This is a genomic window from Riemerella columbina (genome assembly GCF_030517065.1).
GTDB classification, from domain to species: Bacteria; Bacteroidota; Bacteroidia; order Flavobacteriales; family Weeksellaceae; genus Riemerella; species Riemerella columbina_A.
In genome coordinates this window covers 1,364,969-1,384,477 of sequence record NZ_CP103950.1, presented here as the reverse complement: position 1 = coordinate 1,384,477, position 19,509 = coordinate 1,364,969, and the positions used below count along the sequence as shown (strand labels likewise).

20 protein-coding genes are annotated in these 19,509 nt (G+C 40.5%); 18 read left to right on the top strand and 2 right to left on the bottom strand.

Features of this window, described 5'->3' with window-relative positions; all coding sequences use genetic code 11:
• Window positions 1-17 precede the first annotated feature (17 nt).
• The 8 genes from NYR17_RS06585 to NYR17_RS06550 all read left to right on the top strand — a co-directional run bounded on the left by NYR17_RS06585 (window position 18) and on the right by NYR17_RS06550 (window position 9,288).
• Window positions 18-1,190, top strand: a complete 1,173-nt coding sequence (locus NYR17_RS06585; protein ID WP_302504930.1) for a proline dehydrogenase family protein — start codon at window positions 18-20, stop codon at window positions 1,188-1,190.
• Between the two features lie 83 nt (window positions 1,191-1,273).
• Window positions 1,274-3,721: a replication restart helicase PriA gene (priA, locus tag NYR17_RS06580; RefSeq protein ID WP_302504929.1), complete on the top strand. Its 2,448-nt coding sequence runs from the start codon at window positions 1,274-1,276 to the stop codon at window positions 3,719-3,721.
• Between the two features lie 127 nt (window positions 3,722-3,848).
• A complete protein-coding gene (dacB, locus tag NYR17_RS06575; RefSeq protein ID WP_302504928.1) occupies window positions 3,849-5,267 on the top strand; it encodes a D-alanyl-D-alanine carboxypeptidase/D-alanyl-D-alanine endopeptidase in 1,419 nt (472 codons plus the stop codon).
• A gap of 80 nt (window positions 5,268-5,347) precedes the next feature.
• Window positions 5,348-6,541, top strand: a complete 1,194-nt coding sequence (gene kbl / locus NYR17_RS06570; RefSeq protein ID WP_302504927.1) for a glycine C-acetyltransferase — start codon at window positions 5,348-5,350, stop codon at window positions 6,539-6,541.
• A 39-nt stretch (window positions 6,542-6,580) separates the two neighbouring features.
• Complete coding sequence (locus tag NYR17_RS06565; RefSeq protein ID WP_302504926.1) at window positions 6,581-7,501, top strand: pirin family protein; 921 nt, start codon at window positions 6,581-6,583, stop codon at window positions 7,499-7,501.
• A gap of 132 nt (window positions 7,502-7,633) precedes the next feature.
• Window positions 7,634-8,353 (top strand): pirin family protein, encoded by a 720-nt coding sequence (locus tag NYR17_RS06560; RefSeq protein WP_302504925.1) that lies wholly within the window; start codon window positions 7,634-7,636, stop codon window positions 8,351-8,353.
• A gap of 71 nt (window positions 8,354-8,424) precedes the next feature.
• Window positions 8,425-8,736, top strand: a complete 312-nt coding sequence (locus NYR17_RS06555; RefSeq protein WP_302504924.1) for a GNAT family N-acetyltransferase — start codon at window positions 8,425-8,427, stop codon at window positions 8,734-8,736.
• Window positions 8,737-8,754: 18 nt separating this feature from the next.
• Window positions 8,755-9,288 (top strand): NADPH-dependent FMN reductase, encoded by a 534-nt coding sequence (locus tag NYR17_RS06550; protein WP_128501691.1) that lies wholly within the window; start codon window positions 8,755-8,757, stop codon window positions 9,286-9,288.
• Between the two features lie 141 nt (window positions 9,289-9,429).
• Here the strand turns inward: NYR17_RS06550 and era are convergent, their stop codons facing one another.
• Together era and rplS are read right to left on the bottom strand one after the other, a co-directional pair.
• Entirely contained in the window at window positions 9,430-10,311 is an 882-nt protein-coding gene (gene era / locus NYR17_RS06545) for a GTPase Era (protein WP_302504923.1), read from the bottom strand.
• Window positions 10,312-10,404: 93 nt separating this feature from the next.
• Window positions 10,405-10,764, bottom strand: a complete 360-nt coding sequence (rplS, locus tag NYR17_RS06540; protein ID WP_302504922.1) for a 50S ribosomal protein L19 — start codon at window positions 10,762-10,764, stop codon at window positions 10,405-10,407.
• Window positions 10,765-11,032: 268 nt separating this feature from the next.
• On the opposite strand from rplS, the gene NYR17_RS06535 reads away from it, so the two are divergent.
• The 10 genes from NYR17_RS06535 to NYR17_RS06490 all read left to right on the top strand — a co-directional run bounded on the left by NYR17_RS06535 (window position 11,033) and on the right by NYR17_RS06490 (window position 19,502).
• Window positions 11,033-11,614 carry a DUF4199 domain-containing protein gene (locus NYR17_RS06535; protein WP_302504921.1) on the top strand — a complete coding sequence of 194 codons (582 nt, stop codon included), beginning with the start codon at window positions 11,033-11,035 and terminating at the stop codon, window positions 11,612-11,614.
• 24 nt (window positions 11,615-11,638) lie between these two features.
• Complete coding sequence (locus tag NYR17_RS06530) at window positions 11,639-12,589, top strand: glycosyltransferase family 2 protein (RefSeq protein WP_302504920.1); 951 nt, start codon at window positions 11,639-11,641, stop codon at window positions 12,587-12,589.
• A 32-nt stretch (window positions 12,590-12,621) separates the two neighbouring features.
• A complete protein-coding gene (locus tag NYR17_RS06525) occupies window positions 12,622-13,332 on the top strand; it encodes a GIN domain-containing protein (RefSeq protein ID WP_302504919.1) in 711 nt (236 codons plus the stop codon).
• 11 nt (window positions 13,333-13,343) lie between these two features.
• Window positions 13,344-15,065 carry a phospho-sugar mutase gene (locus NYR17_RS06520; protein ID WP_302504918.1) on the top strand — a complete coding sequence of 574 codons (1,722 nt, stop codon included), beginning with the start codon at window positions 13,344-13,346 and terminating at the stop codon, window positions 15,063-15,065.
• 33 nt (window positions 15,066-15,098) lie between these two features.
• On the top strand, window positions 15,099-16,352 hold the full coding sequence (locus tag NYR17_RS06515; protein WP_302504917.1) for a pyridoxal phosphate-dependent aminotransferase: 1,254 nt from the start codon (window positions 15,099-15,101) through the stop codon (window positions 16,350-16,352).
• A gap of 72 nt (window positions 16,353-16,424) precedes the next feature.
• A complete protein-coding gene (gene kdsB, locus NYR17_RS06510) occupies window positions 16,425-17,165 on the top strand; it encodes a 3-deoxy-manno-octulosonate cytidylyltransferase (RefSeq protein ID WP_302504916.1) in 741 nt (246 codons plus the stop codon).
• Window positions 17,166-17,176: 11 nt separating this feature from the next.
• On the top strand, window positions 17,177-17,842 hold the full coding sequence (locus NYR17_RS06505) for a histidine kinase (RefSeq protein WP_302504915.1): 666 nt from the start codon (window positions 17,177-17,179) through the stop codon (window positions 17,840-17,842).
• 1 nt (window position 17,843) lies between these two features.
• Window positions 17,844-18,410 (top strand): glutathione peroxidase, encoded by a 567-nt coding sequence (locus tag NYR17_RS06500; protein ID WP_302504914.1) that lies wholly within the window; start codon window positions 17,844-17,846, stop codon window positions 18,408-18,410.
• Window positions 18,411-18,522: 112 nt separating this feature from the next.
• Window positions 18,523-19,143 carry a uridine kinase gene (udk, locus tag NYR17_RS06495; RefSeq protein ID WP_302504913.1) on the top strand — a complete coding sequence of 207 codons (621 nt, stop codon included), beginning with the start codon at window positions 18,523-18,525 and terminating at the stop codon, window positions 19,141-19,143.
• A gap of 11 nt (window positions 19,144-19,154) precedes the next feature.
• Complete coding sequence (locus tag NYR17_RS06490; protein WP_302504912.1) at window positions 19,155-19,502, top strand: FtsB family cell division protein; 348 nt, start codon at window positions 19,155-19,157, stop codon at window positions 19,500-19,502.
• The last annotated feature ends 7 nt before the right edge of the window (window positions 19,503-19,509 follow it).

Genomic DNA, 19,509 nt, shown 5'->3' with positions numbered 1-19,509 from the left:
AAAATAAACGAAATAGAATGAGCATTTTTGACAATACTAAGATTGCTTTTGCGGATAAAGCCACAGCACAATTAGAAAAAGCCAAGTGGATGTTTACGATGATCAAATATCCAGCCCTTACCAATATAGGAATTAAATTGCTTAATTTTTCCATAAAACATAATTTCCCATTGGTGGAAACCATCGTTAAAAATACCCTTTTTCAACAGTTTTGTGGTGGCGAAACCAGAGAGCAAAGCCAAAAAGTAGTGAGCGAGATGTACCAGCGCCACATTGGGAGTATTTTTGATTATGCCATAGAGGGCAAAGAGGATGAAGCGACTTTTGACCATACTTGCCAAGAGATTAAACAAAATATTCTTTATGCGGAGGGCAATCCAGCCATTCCTTTTGTGGTTTTTAAGCCGACAGGATTTGGGCGTTTAGATTTGTATGCAGATGTGCAAGCGGGCAAGGCACTCAATGCCTCAGAGCAAGCCGAATGGGAGCGTATTGTTAAGCGTTTTGAAGAAGTGGGGCAGTTGGCTTATCAGAAAAATGTGGTGGTTATGGTAGATGCAGAAGAATCTTGGATACAAACCGCTGTAGACCAGGTGGTTAATGAATTGAAATCCAGATATAATAAGGAAAAAGCCATCATTTGGAACACCATACAAATGTACCGCACGGGTAGGATAGAATACCTCCAAGAAGACCTTAAAAGAGCCGAAGAGAAAAATTATTTCTTAGGCTACAAATTCGTGCGGGGTGCCTATATGGAAAAAGAACGCCAAAGAGCCGAGGAAATGGGCTATCCATCGCCAATCCAACCGAATAAACAAGCTTCTGATGATAATTATAACGCTGCAATAGTCTTTGTAATGCAGCATTTGGATAGAATATCTGCGTTTTTCGGTACCCATAACGAGGCTTCTACAGCATTGGTAATGGAGAAAATGAAGGAACTCAACCTCGCTCATGATGACCATAGAATTTACTTTGGGCAACTTTATGGAATGAGTGATAATATCACCTATTTTTTAGGAAATCAAAAATACAATGCCAGCAAATATCTGCCATATGGTCCCGTGAAAGATGTGGTACCTTATCTGACAAGAAGAGCACAAGAAAACACCTCGGTTGCAGGGCAAACAGGCAGGGAACTCTCTTTAATAGAGAAGGAGCTCAAGCGCAGAAAAAGCCAGCCTTAATCGCTAAAAATAGAAAAAACGAAAAGCTTGCCCACAAGGTAGGCTTTTTTTATTGCGTGTAATCTCGTATTTTTGTCAGTCTAATGCAGTACGCACAGATTATATTACCGCTCAATTTAAAAGGCGATTTCACTTATCAAATCCCTGCCGAACTACAGTCCCAGCTGGCTGTAGGAATGCGGGTATTGGTACCATTTAGAGGCAAGAAAATATACACAGGCATCGTGGCATCGCTCCATAACGAAGCGCCAGAAGGCTTTTCGCCGAAGGACATCATCAGTATTTTAGATGAGTCGCCAATTTTACCGCAGTCGCAACTTCAGTTTTGGCAATGGTTGTCGGATTATTATTTGATGAATTTAGGCGAAATTTACCGCTTTGCTTTTCCTTCATCATTAAAACTGGAGAGCGAAACCTATCTCAAACTAAAGTCCAATATCACCATCGCTTACGATTTATTAGACCTCAATGAGATCCACCTGATTCAAGCTTTAGAGGTGCAGCAACTGGTCAGCCTTTCCGAAATGGAGGCTTTTATTCCGAAAAAAGAACTCATCAAAACGGTGAACAGCTTGATTGATATGCGCTACATAGAAATTGATGAAAAGGTGTTTGAAAAATACCAAGCCAAGGCGGTTGCTTATGTGAAAATCAAGGAAGAGATTATTTCAGAAAATCGTTTGCCAGAGGTGCTTTCCAGCTTACAAAGGGCTAAAAAACAAAAGGAGCTTTTTTTACTCATTTTAGCCAAGCAAACCGAAAATCCAGATCTTCCGATTAAAAAATCCACTATTTTTGATGAAGGCTCTTTGGCATACCCTCAGCTTAAAGCTTTGGTAGACAAAGGCTTGGTGGAAGAGTATTACCTCGCCGAAGACCGTTTAGAAACTTATGAAGGTGCTCTGGAAGCGGTGGAAGAGCTCACACCAGCGCAACGAACAGCAGCGGAAGCGATAGATGAAGCGTTTGAGAAAAATCAAAATGTTCTCTTGCACGGCGTAACGGCATCGGGGAAAACGCATCTTTACATTCATCAAATAGAACAGGCGATCAGCCAAGGCAAAAATACGCTGTTGCTCTTGCCAGAGATCGCTTTAACAAAACAGATTATCAGTAGGTTAGAGAAAAAATATGGTAGTACCATTGGTTATTATCATCAGAAATTAACCGACTTTGAGCGGGTAGAAGTCTGGCGAAAAATCCGCAATAACGAAATTAAAATTTTAATAGGAACGCGGGCGGCTTTGTTCTTGCCTTTTGTGCATTTGGATTTAATCATCGTTGATGAGGAGCACGATACGGCTTACAAACCGAGGGAAGCCACGCCTTATTTTAATGCCAAAGATGCGGCTCAAATATTGGCTCAATATTATAATGCCCGCGTGATATTGGGTTCTGCCACGCCATCGTTAGAGACTTATTATGCGGCTCAAAAAGGGAAATTGACGTATGTGCCTTTAGTTGAACGCTTTGGCGGTGTGGCATTGCCCACTTTTAGCATCGTTAATCTTAAAGAGGAGCAACAGAATAAAACCCTCCAAGGCTTGTTTTCGCCTCAGTTGATTGAGAAAATTCATCAAAATAAAGCCAATGAAAAACAAGCCATCATCTTGCACAATCGGCGGGGTTATGCTAATGTAATAGAGTGTGAATCATGTGGTTATGTGCAGTATTGTACCAATTGTGATGTGGTGATGACTTACCACAAAACAGCCCACGAGATGAAATGCCACTACTGTGGACAGACTGCCGCGAAGCCGATACAATGCCCAAAATGCCAATCGCAGCAACTTAATACCAAAGGCATCGGCGTGGAGCAAATGTATGAAGAGGTCAAAAAACAGTTTCCAGAAGCCGAAGTGGAGCGTATGGATGTGGACACGATGCGGAAAAAATTCGCGTACGAAAAGCTGTACGAGAAAATAGAAAACCACGAAACGGACATCGTTGTGGGGACCCAAATGGTGGCGAAAGGTTTAGACTTTGGCGATATAGATTTGGTCGCCATTCCTAAGGCTGATGCCTTGCTGTATGTGCAAGATTTCAGGGCAGAAGAGCGGGCTTACCAGTTGATTACCCAAGTGGCAGGGCGTGCGGGGCGAACTTCTGGTGCTGGGCGGGTGTTGATACAAACTTATCAGCCTATGCACCCTGTTTTTAGCTTGATTAAGGAAGAAAATACCGCACAGATTTATCATTATCTGTTGCAAGAGCGCAAGAAATTTTTGTATCCGCCATTCACCAAGTTGATTTTAATAGAGATAAAACACGCCAAGGAGGGCAAAGCGGATAGGGCGTCTCAATTTTTGGGTTCCATTTTGCGGAAATATTTACCAGAAATTTGTGTTTTAGGACCCGAAAAAGCACCAATAGCACGGCTTAAGAATAAGTATCAATTTCAGATTTTGCTCAAATTTCCGAGGAATGAAAAATATGCACTTTTCAAAAAAATGTTGGTGCAATCTATGGCAGAGTTTAGAGAGGTAACCGCCTATCAATCAGTTAAAATAGACCTCTATGTTGATTTTTAACATTTTTTAACAAACTTTAATTTTATTTACTATATACAATCGGCGGTGTGCTGGGTAATAATGTTTAACTTTGTTTCGTTTTAATAGAGCGCAAAAGAGCCGTCCTCTATGCTTAAAAAATAAACCTATGAATTTGATTAGAAAAAGCTTACTTGCCCTTCATTTATCGCTATTTGCTTTTACCTATACTCAGACCACCCAATATCCTACCTATGCGGAATCTCGTACAGAGTCTGTGCAGAGTAGCGCCAAGCAGCAGGTGGATTATACCATAGAACGCTTGTTAGATGATCCTATGCTCCGCAATGCCCAGTGGGGTTTCGTGATTTATGACCCGAAGAAAAAGCAGGTGATCAGCGCTTATAATGAAGATACGCCTTTGGTGCCTGCCTCTACCACTAAGCTCCTAACCACTAACGCAGCGATGAGCATTATGGGGACTAAATTTAGATACAACACCCAGTTGGAATATTCGGGTAACATTAACAATGGGGTTCTGGAAGGCAACCTTTACCTTGTGGGCAGCGGCGATCCGACCATTGGCACAGGATTGGGGGGTTCTTCTAAATATACGCCCATTATTATGGATTACATTTATGCCATTAGAGATGCAGGAATTACCAAAATTACAGGCGATATCTATGTGCAAACGGCAGTTTTTAAAGAAAATAAAATAGACCTACCAGCCAATATCGTATGGTTGGAGCATAACAATTATTACCTTCCAGTAGGCTCTACACAAGGCATCAATCCGAGGAATGAGAAGAGCATCATCAAACAGAAAAATCCGTTCAACCAAGAAAAACGCTTTTTCTACATCTCGCCATATACGAAAAAAACGGTTTATACGGATACTTTTTTAAGTAACGAAATTCAAGGTAAAGTGCCAGATGCGCCGTATTATTTAGCCAATACATTAAGGGCTTCTTTACTTAAAAATGGGATTTCAGTATTAGGAACCGTGCAAGGCAAAAGTATGGATATCAACCCTGAGGAACGCTTTATTTTAACCACTTATAAATCGCCAAAGATGGAGGAAATTGTCTATTTTACCAACCAAACGAGTAACAATAGATTTGCAGAAGCGCTACTCCGCAGTGCTGGATTTTACAAAAATGGCGATGAGTCTTTGGATACGGGCAGATACACTGTGGAGCAGGTGCTCAGAGAGGGCGGTTATGATTTTTATGGACTTAATTTGATGGATGGTAGTGGGCTGTCCAGAAGCAATTTGGTCACGCCGATTTCTCAGGTTAAATTTTTAGCAGGCGTGATGAATGCCGATTATTTCCCAGCTTATTTTGACTCCCTACCGATTGCAGGACAGACGGGAACTCTAAAATCAATGTTTAAATACAATGATGGTTATGGGCAGATTTTCGCCAAAACAGGAACTCTCCGAGCTGTAAAATGCTTAGCAGGCTACATCAAAACCAATACAGGAAAAACGCTGACTTTCTCCTTGTTAATCAATAACTATAGCGGCTCTGTAGCGCAGATTAAATCCAAAATGGAGTATTTACTGCAGCCTGCATTGGGGTTGTAGCCGCAGAAAAAATCCAAAGTCTCTCTTTTAGTAGAGACTTTTTTTATTAAATTAGCCACATTAATTAAAAACCAAACGATATGATTTCTACGCAATATTTAGAAACTTTACAAAACGAACTTCAAAACATTAAAAACGAAGGACTTTACAAAAACGAACGCATTATCACCTCGCAGCAGTCGGCGGAGATTGTTGCCAATGGTAAAAAATTACTGAACTTTTGTGCCAATAATTATTTGGGACTTTCCAACCATCCAGAAGTGATGAAAGCCTCTCAAGAAGCCATTGCTTCGCACGGATATGGGATGTCTTCGGTACGGTTTATTTGCGGCACACAGGACATTCACAAGCAGTTGGAAGCCAAGATTTCCGAGTTTTTAGGGATGGAAGATACCATTCTCTATGCCGCTTGTTTTGATGCCAATGGTGGCGTTTTTGAACCACTTTTTACCGACCAAGATGCCATTATTTCCGATGAACTGAACCACGCTTCTATCATTGATGGGGTAAGGCTTTGCAAGGCGGCAAGATACCGCTACAAAAATAATGATATGGCAGATTTGGAAGCACAACTCCAAGCTGCCAGCGAAAAAAATCACCGTTTTAAAATCATCGTAACCGATGGCGTGTTCTCTATGGACGGCATCGTGGCAGATTTAAAAGGCGTTTGTGATTTAGCCGAAAAATACAACGCTTTGGTAATGGTGGACGACTCCCACGCCACAGGTTTCATCGGGAAAACGGGTAGAGGCACCCACGAAGCCAACGAAGTGATGGGGCGTGTAGACATTATCACTTCCACTTTGGGCAAAGCTTTGGGCGGTGCTTTGGGTGGATTTACTTCCGGGAAAAAGGAAATTATCGATATGCTCAGACAGCGCTCACGCCCTTATTTATTCTCTAATTCTTTGGCACCTGGGATTGTGGGCGCGGCTTTAAAAGTCTTAGAAATGATTTCCGAAAATACCAGCCTTAGGGACAAAGTGATGGACAATGCACAATATTTCCGCACGGAGATGAAAGCCCGCGGTTTTGACATTCCAGATGGAGATGCCGCCATTGTCCCTGTGATGTTATACGATGCGCCACTTTCCCAAAAAATGGCAGAAAAACTGATGGATGAAGGCATTTATGTCATTGGATTTTTCTACCCTGTAGTACCGAAGGGCAAGGCAAGAATTAGAGTACAGCTGTCTGCTGCCCATACGCGAGAGCATTTGGATAAAGCCATTGCCGCTTTTGAGAAGGTAGGCAAGGAGTTAGGCGTAATTTAAATATCCAAGTTTTAAAAATTTAAAAATCAAGTTGATTTTATGTCAAATATTCAATTGATATTAGAGGAGAAAGCCGCCGATATTGGCAATTTTTTAGTCGGGCGGCTTTTGCCCTTTCGCCAGAAGCGAAGCGTGGGACCTTTTGTGTTTATAGACCATATGGGACCTGCGGCACTTAAGGATTATCAGAATTTAGATGTGCCACCACATCCGCATATTGGGCTTTCTACACTGACTTATTTGATAGAAGGTTCCATTTTTCATCGGGATAGTTTGGGTACAGCGGTGGAGATTACCCCAGGGGCAGTCAATTGGATGACGGCAGGGCGTGGGGTGGTCCACTCGGAGCGGACACCTGAATATTTGCGCACCACAGATAAAAAATTGCACGGATTGCAAATTTGGGTGGCTTTGCCCAAAGATTTGGAGCAGATGGCACCAGAGTTTCACCATACCGAAGCCCAAGATTTACCCGTGTGGCAAGACCAAAATGCGACTTTTAAACTGATCGCAGGGGAGGCGTTTGGAAAGGCTTCGCCAGTGCCCGTTTATAGCCCGCTTTATTTCATTGAAATTAAAACCACGCAAGCCCAAGATTTAAATATCGGACACGAACTCTATGGTGAAGTGGCTATGTATATTCTGGAAGGCACGGTAGAGATAGAAGGGCAGAAGTATAGCAACAAGCAGCTTCTCATCGCAAAAAATGCCGAACTATGCACCTTTAAAATGGAAGAAAATACCACGGTTTACCTTTTTGGAGGAACGCCTTTTCCTGAGGAGCGTTTTATATTTTGGAATTTTGTGAGTTCGGATAAAACTGTGCTGGAGCAGGCTAAAGAAAATTGGAAGCTGCAGAACCACGCGGCTTTCCCAAAAGTACCTGGCGAAGGCGATGCCTATGTGCCACTACCAGAAAGGCGATTAGGAACGCAAGCCCAGCAGGCGCGAGATTTATAAAGGGCGACTTCTTATCTTACATCAATGCATAGGGCGGCGGTTATGGGCTATCTTTGCTTCATTAAAAACAATGACTTTAATAGAGTCGCTCAGTGTATTAAATAAGAATAACCCAATTTAAATTAAAATCAAATGAAAACCATTTATCACGCAGCAGAAAGCAGAGGACACGCTAACCACGGTTGGCTCAACTCTTACCATACTTTTAGTTTTGCTAATTATTATAACCCAGAAAGAATACATTTTGGCACGCTCAGAGTGCTTAATGATGATACTGTAGATGGCAATATGGGCTTCGGAAAACACCCGCACAGCAATATGGAAATCATCAGTATTCCATTGGAAGGTGATCTAAAACACGCCGATAGTATGGGCAACCAAGGCATCATCAGCGAAGGAGAAATCCAAGTGATGAGCGCAGGAACAGGCATTATGCACAGTGAAATGAACGCCAATGCAGGAAAACCAGTGAAATTTCTTCAAATTTGGGTTTTTCCAAATCAAGAGAATGTAACGCCTCGCTATGAGCAAAAACGGATAGATGAAGCGATTAAAACCAATGATTTTCAGCAGATTTTATCACCAAATCCAGATGATGAAGGCGTGTGGATACACCAAGATGCTTGGTTCAATATGGCTAACTTCACCGCTGGAAATCAGAAGGAATACCGTCTCCATAAAGAAGGTAACGGCGTTTATATCTTCGTGATTAAAGGTAAAGCCAAGGTAGGAGATCAGATGCTGAATCAGCGCGATGGCTTAGGAATATCGGAAACCGACCACTTCACTTTAGAAGCTTTGGAGGATAGCCAAATCTTATTGATGGAAGTGCCAATGGCGCTGCCAGAATAGAAAATTAACAACAACCAAAAGTCTGAGGTTTTATGTTTCAGGCTTTTGGTTTTTATTTAAAATACAACTTTATGAAACCAGAATTTGAACCTCTTGCGTTAATAAAAAATGATGATGCCCACCGCTTTGAACTCCATATAGAGGGCGCTCAAGCTTTCATCGATTTTGAAGAAACCCCAACGCAAATAGCTTTGGTGCACACCGAGGTAGAACCCGCTTTGGAGGGAAAAGGTGCTGCCACAGCCGTGATAGAGAAAACTTTGCAGTACATTGGGGCGAGCCAAAAAACACTATTGCCTTATTGTCCGCTGGTTTTTGCGTATGTAAAGAAGCACCCAGAGTGGCTTCGCATTGTAGATGAGCATTTTAAATCCAGATTTTAACAAAAAAATAAAAATATAATGAAAATTTTAGCATTCGCAGGAAGTTCTTCCTCGCAGTCCATCAATAAAGCCTTGGTGAAGCAAGTGCTTAAATCTTTCCCAGAGGCGGAAATCAACCTCTTAGACCTTAACGATTTTGAAATGCCGATATTCTCTGTGGATAGAGAGAAGCAAGGTTTTCCGCCGCAGGCACAGCAATTTTTAGATGCTATAGCGGAGGCAGATGCCATTATTTGTTCTATGGCGGAGCACAACCGCAACCTGACCGCAGCGTTTAAAAATATTTTTGATTGGTGTTCCAGAATCAATGTTAAAGTCTTCCAAGATAAGAAAATGTTGCTGATGAGCACCTCACCAGGGGGCTTTGGCGGAGGTAATTCTATGAATATTGCTAAAAATATGTTCCCCGCTTTTGGTGCCGAAATTATTGAAACTTTTTCGCTCCCTAAATTCTACGAAAACTTTGATATGGAAAACGGCATCATCCAACAGGATTTAGCCACAGAACTTCAAGAAAAAATCAAAAAATTCAAATTAGAAATTACACTTTAATGATGAACAAAAGCAGGGCATATGGTTCCTGTTTTTATAATTTATGATGCTTAAAAATGTGGTTTTTATTTAATGAAAATTAGACAGTTAACACCTCCACAAAAAAAAACGGATAGGGTTTAAGGCGCTATCCGTTTTTCTTTATCTATACCCAAAATTTTTGAGGTCGCGTTCATTTTTTCGCCAATCTTTCTTCACTTTTACAAAGAGATTGAGGTGGATTTTCTTATCAAAAAATTTCTCCAAATCTAAGCGGGCTTCTGTGCCTACTTTTTTTATGGCTTCTCCTTTGTGCCCAATGAGGATGCCTTTTTGGCTGTCGCGCTCCACATAGATGATAGAATCAATGAAGATGATGCCTTCTTTTTCCTTAAACAATTCCGTTACCACCTCTACGGAATATGGAATTTCTTTTTCGTAGTTGAGAAGAATTTTCTCGCGGATGGTTTCGTTTACGAAAAAACGCTCAGATTTATCTGTAAACTGGTCTTTGTCATAATACGGTGGATTTTCTGGCAATAGAGATTTAAGTTTTGGCAAGATAATATCCGTGTTAAAGCCCTCTAATGCTGAGATGGGAAGGATTTCTGCCTTCGGAATTTGCTCGTGCCAAAACTGAATGCACGCCTCTAAGCGTTCTTGGTTGGTGCGGTCTATTTTGTTGACTAAAATGAGTACAGGAACAGGGATTTTATTGAGTTTCTCAATCAAAAATTCAGATGGCGGCTCTTGGTCGGTTACATCTACGATGAAGAGGAAGACATCAGCATCTTGTAGCGAGTCTTTCACGAAATCCATCATTTTCTCTTGTAGCCCATATTTAGGGTCTAAAACCCCAGGTGTATCAGAGAATACAATTTGCAAATCGGGTTCGTTATAGATTCCGAAGATGCGGTGTCTGGTGGTTTGGGCTTTTTGAGTCACAATGGCTAATTTCTCGCCCATCAGTTGGTTGAGTAGGGTAGATTTACCAGCGTTGGGTTTCCCCACGATATTGACAAATCCTGCTTTGTGCGTTATCATATTTTACTAATATTTTGACAAATTTACTAAAAGGCTTATAAATAAAAAAATCCCTTTTGGAGCAAAGGGATTTTTGTGTTGAGATAACCAATACTATTTATTAGCAGTGTATGGTTTATCTTTAATTCTTGCTTTCTTACCTCTAAGGTTACGGAAGTAGTAGATTCTTGCTCTTCTTACGCTACCTCTTCTGTCTACGGTAATTTTCTGTAGCGCTGGCATATTGATTGGGAAAACCCTTTCTACACCTACATCGCCACTCATTTTTCTAATGGTAAAGGTCTTAGTAGCGCCTGTACCTCTTAGTTGGATCACCACTCCTTTAAAGAACTGTGTTCTGGTTTTCTGTCCCTCCTTAATTTCGTAGTAAACAGTAATGGTGTCTCCTGCTTTGAATTCTGGGAATTCTTTTTTTGTAATGTACTTGTCTTGTACGTACTTAATTAAATCCATTGTTTTTAATCGATTAAATAAATAAGTTGATGAGCTAAACAACATACACGGCTCTCGTCAGAGGTTGATTAACAGGGTGCAAAAGTATTATTTTTTTTTGGTTCCACCTAATACTTTTTAAAATAATTACAGGTTGAAGCGTATTTTTTTATATAAAGCGAGGAAATGAGAGGGCTAAATCTGTGTTGAAGGAACGTCAAAAACCTCAAAAAGGATAGACGGTCTAAAAAATAATCCGTAATTTTACCCGCTTAAAATTTTAAGTGATATGGATAAAAAAATGCTGAATAATGCAGGGCTGATGTTTGCCATTATTATTCTCTTATTCTTAGCGGTGTACTATTTTTTTATGGATGAGCGCTATTTTACCATCACGATGATGATGAACGCCTTTGTGCTCCCGCTTATTTTCGCTGTGGGCGCCTTTGTTTCGGTGCAATCTTATAAAAAGCAAAAGGGCAGAATAACTTTTAAGGAAGCCTTTCGCAGAGCTTTTGTACCTACATTTAGCGCAGGATTATTGTCCTTAGGCTCTATTTTTTTATTCCTCAATTTTGTAAATCCAGAGACCAAGCAAGTGCTCAATGCCCAGTATATCCAGAGTTTTGAAAATTCTTTAGAAGAAGAATACGCCAAAGCCAAGCAAATGATAAAACCCAACACAGAGGAAGCGCAGGAGCTGGAGCAAAAATACCAAGAAGGCAAGACGCGTATCGCCCATAAAAAGGCAGCGAAAGAAGATATGTTTTCAGCGTATTATTTTTCGTTGGTTTTTGCTGGATATTCCGCATTTTTTATTATCTTGGCAGTGCTTTTTGGCAGCTTTTTCAGAAGCAAAACACATCACTAAATTTTAATTTGTTATCATTATTATATGAATCTTTCCATCGTTATTCCATTGCTCAATGAGGCACCATCTTTAAGAGAGCTCTACCAGCGCATAGACCACACTTGTAAGGAGATAGAGGTCAGCTATGAAATTTGGTTCGTAGATGATGGCAGCACAGATGAGTCTTGGGAAATCATTAACGAGCTAAAGGCGCAAAACCCCAATGTGCACGGCATTCGGTTTTCTAAAAATTATGGTAAATCCCAAGCGCTGCACGCCGCATTCCAAAGAACCAAGGGCGATGTGGTCATCACGATGGATGCTGATTTACAGGACTTTCCTGAAGAAATTCCAGACTTATATTATAAGGTTTTAATTGAAAATTATGATATCGTGAGCGGTTGGAAGAAAAAACGCTTTGATAATGTGATGACTAAAAACCTGCCTTCCAAACTCTTTAATGCTGCAGCACGAAAAGTCTCTGGCGTGAGCCTCCACGATTTTAATTGCGGACTGAAAGCCTACCGAAAGCAAGTGGTCAAATCCATAGATGTCTATGGCGATATGCACCGCTATATTCCTGTGCTGGCGGCCAATGCTGGCTTTAGAAGAATTACCGAAAAACCGGTGCAGCACCAAGCGCGCCCCTATGGTAGCTCTAAGTTCGGTACTGAGCGGTTTATCCGTGGCTTTTTAGACCTGATTACTTTGTGGTTCATCAGCCGTTTTGGCAGCCGTCCGATGCACTTTTTTGGCGCTGGCGGCACGCTGATGTTTATCATCGGTTTTCTATCGGCGGTGGGCATTGGCATTTCTAAGTTGGTTAAAATATCACAAGGTATCTATGGCAATCTCATCACAGATAATCCGTGGTTTTACATTGCCCTTACGATGATGCTGATGGGCACTTTACTCTTTATAGCGGGCTTTTTAGGCGAAATCGTGATCCGCTCTAACCGAGAACATAAGAATTATCATATTGAAGAAATCATATAAAATGGTATAAATTACCGAAATTTGCTGACCTAATGAAGACACCCAAAAGATACCTTATATTATTATCGTGGCTCGCCATCGTTTCTTGTGGTAAAATAGAACCTCAGGGCGATATTAAATCTCAAGACCGAGAGGTGGCGCCATTTTCAGAGCTCCATTTAAAGGGGAAATATAGGCTCTTTTTTGTGCCCAGCCAGAAGAATTTTATCAATATAGAAACCTATGATAACTTAGCCAATAATCTGGAAATCAAAGTAAAAGGTAACGCCTTAAACATCACCGAAAATAGACCTACTGGCGCGGTGGACTTCTACACGGTAACAGTTTATTCTAAAACACCGTTGCAAAAAACCACCATTGCAGATTCTGTGGAGGTGAATGTTTCAGGGAAGATCAAAACTCCAGAATTCAAGTTGAGCCTTCAGGATTACGGCAAATTTATCGGTGCGGTAGATACGCCCAATGCCACGGTGGAAATGCACCAAAAATCTAAGGCTAATTTTTTAGGAAAAACCAAAGAAGCCCATTTAAAAATAGCCGATACAGCGAGCATTGTTGCCCCTTATTGGGCGGTGGATTATCTCAATTTAGAAGCCCAAAACGGAAGCTATACCGAGGTAACGGCTCAAGAGGAAATTTCAGGGAAAATACAAAATACCGCCCAGTTGCTCTATTACGGCAATCCACGGCGAAACCTTAAAATAGAAGACAAAACACAAGTAGAAAATAAACCAAAACCATAAAAAAATAAGTTATGACAACAATAGATAAAGCCAAACTTTGGCTATCAGAAGCTTTTGATGAAGAAACGAGAGAAACCGTAAAAATGATGATAGATTCTAATTCTCCAGAGTTAGAAGATGCTTTTTACAAAAACTTAGAATTCGGTACTGGCGGTATGCGCGGCATTATGGGCGTGGGTACTAATAGATTGAACCGCTACACCTTAGGACAAGCCACACAAGGCTTAGCCAATTATTTGCATCAACAGTTTCCAAATCAAAAAATTAAAGTCGCGATAGCTTATGATGTTAGACACAACTCTAAAGAATTCGGTAAAATGGTGGCTGATGTTTTGACCGCCAATGGCATTAAGGTGTTGTTATTCAAAGAACACCGCCCTACGCCAGAATTATCGTTTATGGTAAGAGATAAAAAATGTAACGCAGGTATCGTGCTCACCGCCTCTCACAACCCACCAGAATACAACGGCTACAAAGTCTATTGGAATGATGGCGCCCAAGTGGTGACGCCTAATGATACCGCCATTATTGAAGAAGTGCTTAAAACCCAATACGAAGACATCAAATTCAACGGAAATGATGATTTAATAGAATGGATTGGCGAGGCACAAGATGAAGTTTATATCCGTGCGTGTATGGATAACTCGCTGTACCAGAAGGACAAAATAGGTTATGACCAGCTCAATATCGTGTTTACTTCTATCCACGGCACCACTTATACCACCATTCCTAAAGCCTTAAAAATGGCAGGCTTCCAAAAAATAGATTTGGTACAAGAACAAATGGTTCCGAGTGGCAATTTCCCAACGGTGGAGAGTCCCAATCCTGAAGAGCCAGCGGCGCTAACGATGGCATTAGATTTGGCAGAAGTAACCCTCGCAGACATTGTGATTGGCACTGATCCAGACGGCGATAGATTAGGAATTGCCGTGAGAAATTTAGAAGGCAAAATGCAGTTACTCAATGGTAACCAAACCAATATGATTCTCACGGATTATATCCTCAGCCAGTGGCAGAAGTTAGGCAAGATTACAGGCAAAGAGTTCATTGGATCTACCATTGTAACCTCCGATGTTTTCTTTGATTTAGCGAAGAAATACGGCGTAGAGTGCAAGGCAGGTTTAACAGGATTCAAGTGGATAGGCAAGATGATTAGAGAAGCCGAAGGCAAGCAAAAATTCATCTGCGGCGGCGAGGAGAGCTTCGGATTTATGACAGGAGATTTCGTCCGAGATAAAGACTCTTGCGGTTCCATTCTTTTAGCCTGCGAAATTGCGGCGTGGTGCAAGGCTCAAGGCAAAACGATGTACCAATATATGATAGAAATTTATCAAAAACTGGGCTTGTATCAGGAAGGATTGGTTAATATCGTGAGAAAAGGCAAAGAAGGGGCAGAGCAAATTAAAAAGATGATGACAGACTTCCGCAACAGCCCAGTGCAAACTTTGGCAGGCTCTCGTGTGGTATTGGTGAAGGATTATCAGGAGCAAACCGCTTGGGATATTTTAAAAAATGAAAAAACCACAATGGACAGCATTCCACAGTCTAATGTGCTGATTTACTACACCGAAGATGGCACCAAAGTCGCGATAAGACCTTCTGGAACAGAGCCGAAAATCAAGTTTTACTTTAGCCTTAAAGACACTTTGGATAGCGAGAAAGATTACGAAGCCAAGGTTGCGGCACTCAATGAAAAAATAGAAGTTATAAAAAAAGATTTAGGCTTATCTTAGCCAGAATTTAACCACCATATAAAAAATAAAAAAATGAAATTATCAGCTTTAGCCGAAAGCCTTGTGGGTTCGGAAATCGTGAAAATAGGCAACGAAGTTAATGATAGAAAAGCCAAAGGCGAAGATATTGCCAACCTGACCATCGGCGATTTAAACGCTCAGATTTATCCCATCCCAGAGGCATTAAAAGATGAAATTAAAATTGCTTATGATGAGCATATGACCAACTATCCGCCTGCCAATGGGCTTTTAGGGCTGAGAGAAAGCATTGCTAAGGATATTAAAAACAGATACCATTTAGATTACAGCACAGATGAAATCTTGGTGGCTGGGGGCTCACGACCGCTCATTTATACCGCTTATATGAGCATTGTGGATCAAGGTGATAAAGTGATTTACCCTATTCCATCGTGGAATAATAACCACTATTCTTACCTTACTTCCGCACAAAAAGTGGAGGTAGAAACCAAGTTAGAGAATAATTTTTTGCCAACAGCAGAAGACATCAAGCCGCATTTAGAAGGCGCTGTGCTATTGGCATTATGCTCGCCATCTAACCCCACAGGGACTATGTTTTCTGCCGACCAATTGAAAGAAATTTGCGAGTTGGTGGTAGCGGAGAATAAAAGGAGAAAAGAAGGAGAGAAGCCGCTTTACATCATTTACGATCAAATTTATGCCTTGCTCAACTTCGGCGAAACCCATGTGAACCCTGTGAGTTTGGTACCAGAGGTTAGAGATTATACCATTTTTATCGATGGCGCTTCTAAATGCTTTGCGGCAACGGGTATTCGTGTGGGTTGGGGCTTTGCACCAACGCTGATTATCAATAAGATGAAGGCTTTTGCAATGCATATGGGCGCGTGGTCGCCTAAGCCAGAGCAACAAGCGATGTCTAAATTTTTGGTAGATACGCCAGCGGTGGAGGCTTTTATTCAAGATTTTAAAGGCAAAATACAGCACAGTCTCAACACCCTTCACGAAGGAATTCAGAATTTGAAAGTTAATGGTTTTCAGGTAGATAGCATTAAGCCGATGGGGGCGCTTTATCTGACCATTCAGTTGGATTATATCGGAAAAACCACGCCTGAGGGCAAAAAAATAGAAGACAGTTCAGATTTGGTGTTCTACCTTATCGACAAGGCGGGGATGGCGTTGGTGCCGTTTTCAGCGTTTGGTAATTCCAGAACGATGCCGTGGTTTAGAGCTTCGGTGGGCGGTTGCTCGTTAGAAGATATTCAAAAAATGTTGCCGAAATTAGAGAAAGCTTTAACGGCTTTACAATAAATAAAATGGTGGACTAAAAATAGAGCCGAGAAATAAAAGGCTCTATTTTTTTAATTGAAAAAAGCAAAGGCAATGAAGAAACTGAAAATCATAGCGGTGATTCCTGCACGCTACGAAGCCAGCCGATTTCCAGGGAAATTGATGCAGATTTTGGGCGATCAAACCGTCATTGCGACCACTTATCAGAATGTGGTGGCTACGCAGTTGTTTGATGAGGTTTTTGTGGCGACAGATTCGGTTTTGATTTTTGATGAAATCATCCGTATAGGCGGCAAAGCCGTTCGCACAGGGCAACACGAAACGGGGAGCGACAGAATAGCGGAAGCCGTTCGGGATATAGATTGCGACATTGTGGTGAATGTGCAAGGCGATGAACCTTTTCTAAAAAAAGAACCGCTTCAAGATTTGACTTCGGTGTTTCATAACGATCCAGAACAGGAAATTTCCTTGGCATCGCTTAAGATAAAAATCACTGAGCCCACCGAGATTGAAAACCCTAATAATGTGAAAGTCATCACGGATTTGAACGGATTTGCCCTTTATTTTAGCCGTTCGGTAATTCCTTTTCAGCGGGAAATGAATGCCGAAGCAAAATATTTTAGGCACATTGGCGTTTATGCATTTAGAAAACAGGCGTTGCTCACTTTTGCGAGCTTAGAAATGTCGCCATTGGAAACATTGGAAAAGATAGAATGCATCCGTTATTTAGAGAACGGAATGAAAATCAAGATGATAGAAACTGATTTCGTGGGTGTGGGCATTGATGTTCCAGAGGATTTAGAGAAAGCCAAGCGCCTTCTTCATCTAAAATAAGTACAGAAAAAATGAAAAAAATATTGGTTATTACCACAATGGTTGTCGGTTCGCTTTGGTCGGCACAAACGGCTAAAGAGGTGATTGATAAGAATATAGAAGCCACCGGCGGACTTTCTAAATGGAAATTGCTGAACTCTATTGTTCTACAAGGTCAAGTGATTTTAGGGCTGAAAGAAGAGTATCCCATTAAAATTTATCAACAGCGTCCTAATTTGACCAAAACGACCATCATCATTGATAAAAAGGAAAATGTGATAGAGGCTTATGATGGCAAAAAAGGCTATGCGATGAACTATGCGAACAATAAATTGCAGGAGTTTAGCGATTATCAACCTCAGAGTTTTGACACCGATTTTATCGATTTTGAAGCCAAAGGTTTCACGGCGACTATCCTTGGTAAGGACAAAATAGATGACCGTTTATGCTACAAGGTAGAGCTGACTAAAAATGTAAATAAAATCATCTATTACTTTGATACAGAGACTTATATGTTGCTCAAAGAAACTAAAAAAGATGAAACTTTAATCTATTCTGATTTCAAAAAAGTAGGAGCGCTGGTTATGCCGTTTAGAATAGATTTTTCCACGCCAAAAAAAGAAGGCGATTATACGATGATTTTCAATAAAATAGAAACCAACAAGGTGTTCCCAGAGAATACTTTTAAAATTAAATAAGATGAAAAAAATATTCATTTTTCTACTTTCCGTAGTGGCGCTATTGCAATGCACAAGCCATAAAAAAGCAACCCAACAAGATGAAAAGCCTTTGCCAAAGAGCATTTACGACTACAAGGTGGAAAGCTTAGATGGCGGCGAAATCAACTTTGCGGATTTTAAAGGAAAGAAAATTTTAATTGTCAATACCGCATCAGAATGTGGCTTTACACCGCAGTATGAAGATTTAGAAAAACTATACCAAAAGTATCAAAATCAATTGGTTATCGTTGGTTTTCCAGCGAATAATTTTGGAGGGCAAGAGCCTGGAACCAATGCAGAAATCAAAAATTTTTGCCAGTTGAACTATGGCGTTACCTTTCCTATGGCTGCCAAAGTTTCTGTAAAAGGGGAAGATTCGACACCTATTTTTAGATTTTTGACCGAAAAAGAACTTAATGGGGTTAAAAATACCACGATTCTTTGGAATTTCACAAAATTCCTCATCGATGAAGATGGAAAATTGATAGACAGCTTTTTGAGCACAACCAAACCCGACAGTGAAAAAATCACTCAATATTTAAAATAAGAATTTAAATCAACAGCCTTTAGAAAGGCTGTTTTTTTGTGGCTATCTTCAAATTTAAAAAATGAATATCGTTTTTTTATGAAGATTGCTTATCTTTGTAAAAAACAAAATAATGCTTGTAATCGGTATTGCTGGTGGTACAGGTTCTGGAAAAACCACCGTGGTGAATAAAATTCTTAAAAATCTGAATGTAGAAGGGGTTAATGTGTTATCACAAGATAACTATTATCATGATAATCAGAATCTTACAATGGCAGAGAGGGAAGGCCTCAACTATGATCACCCCAAATCCATAGATTTTGAATTGTTGCGAAAGCATGTGCGTGCGCTTAAAAATAACGAAAGCATAGAACAGCCCATTTACTCATTTGTAACCCATTCAAGAACAGGGGATTTCGTAACGGTAGAGCCTAAAAGAGTGCTTATTGTGGAGGGGATTTTGGTGCTTACAGATAAGGAATTATTAAAGGAATTTGATGTTAAGTTATTCGTACATGCCGATTCTGATGAGCGTCTGATTCGCAGAATAAAAAGAGACACCCAAGAGCGTGGGCGAGATTTGGAGGAGGTACTATACCGCTACCAAACTACACTGAAACCTATGCATCAGGAATTTATAGAACCTTCTAAAAATCAGGCAGATATCATTATTCCTAATATGAAGCAGAACCCTGTAGCGATAGATTTCCTTACCACTGTTATCAATAACTCTTTGAAAAAACACAAAGATTAAGCCATTTGTTTATGAAAAATCTAATTAAAGATATAGAGAAAAAACAACCCAAATTCAAGTGGCTTAGGACTTATGTACTGAACCGCTATGTGGTTACGATATTGTGTTTTTTTGTGTGGATGATCTTTTTTGATAACAATTCCTTTTTGGTGATTAACGAACTTAATCAGGAAATCAGTCAGTATGAGGAGCAATTGGAATATTATAAACAAGAGTACAAAAAAAACGATGCTTTCTACAAAAAACTGATGTATGACAGAGGCGAAAAAGAAAAATTTGCTCGAGAAAACTACTTTATGAAAAGACCAAACGAAGAAATTTTTATCTTAGTGGTGGATAGTACCAACGCTAAAAAATAAAAACGCT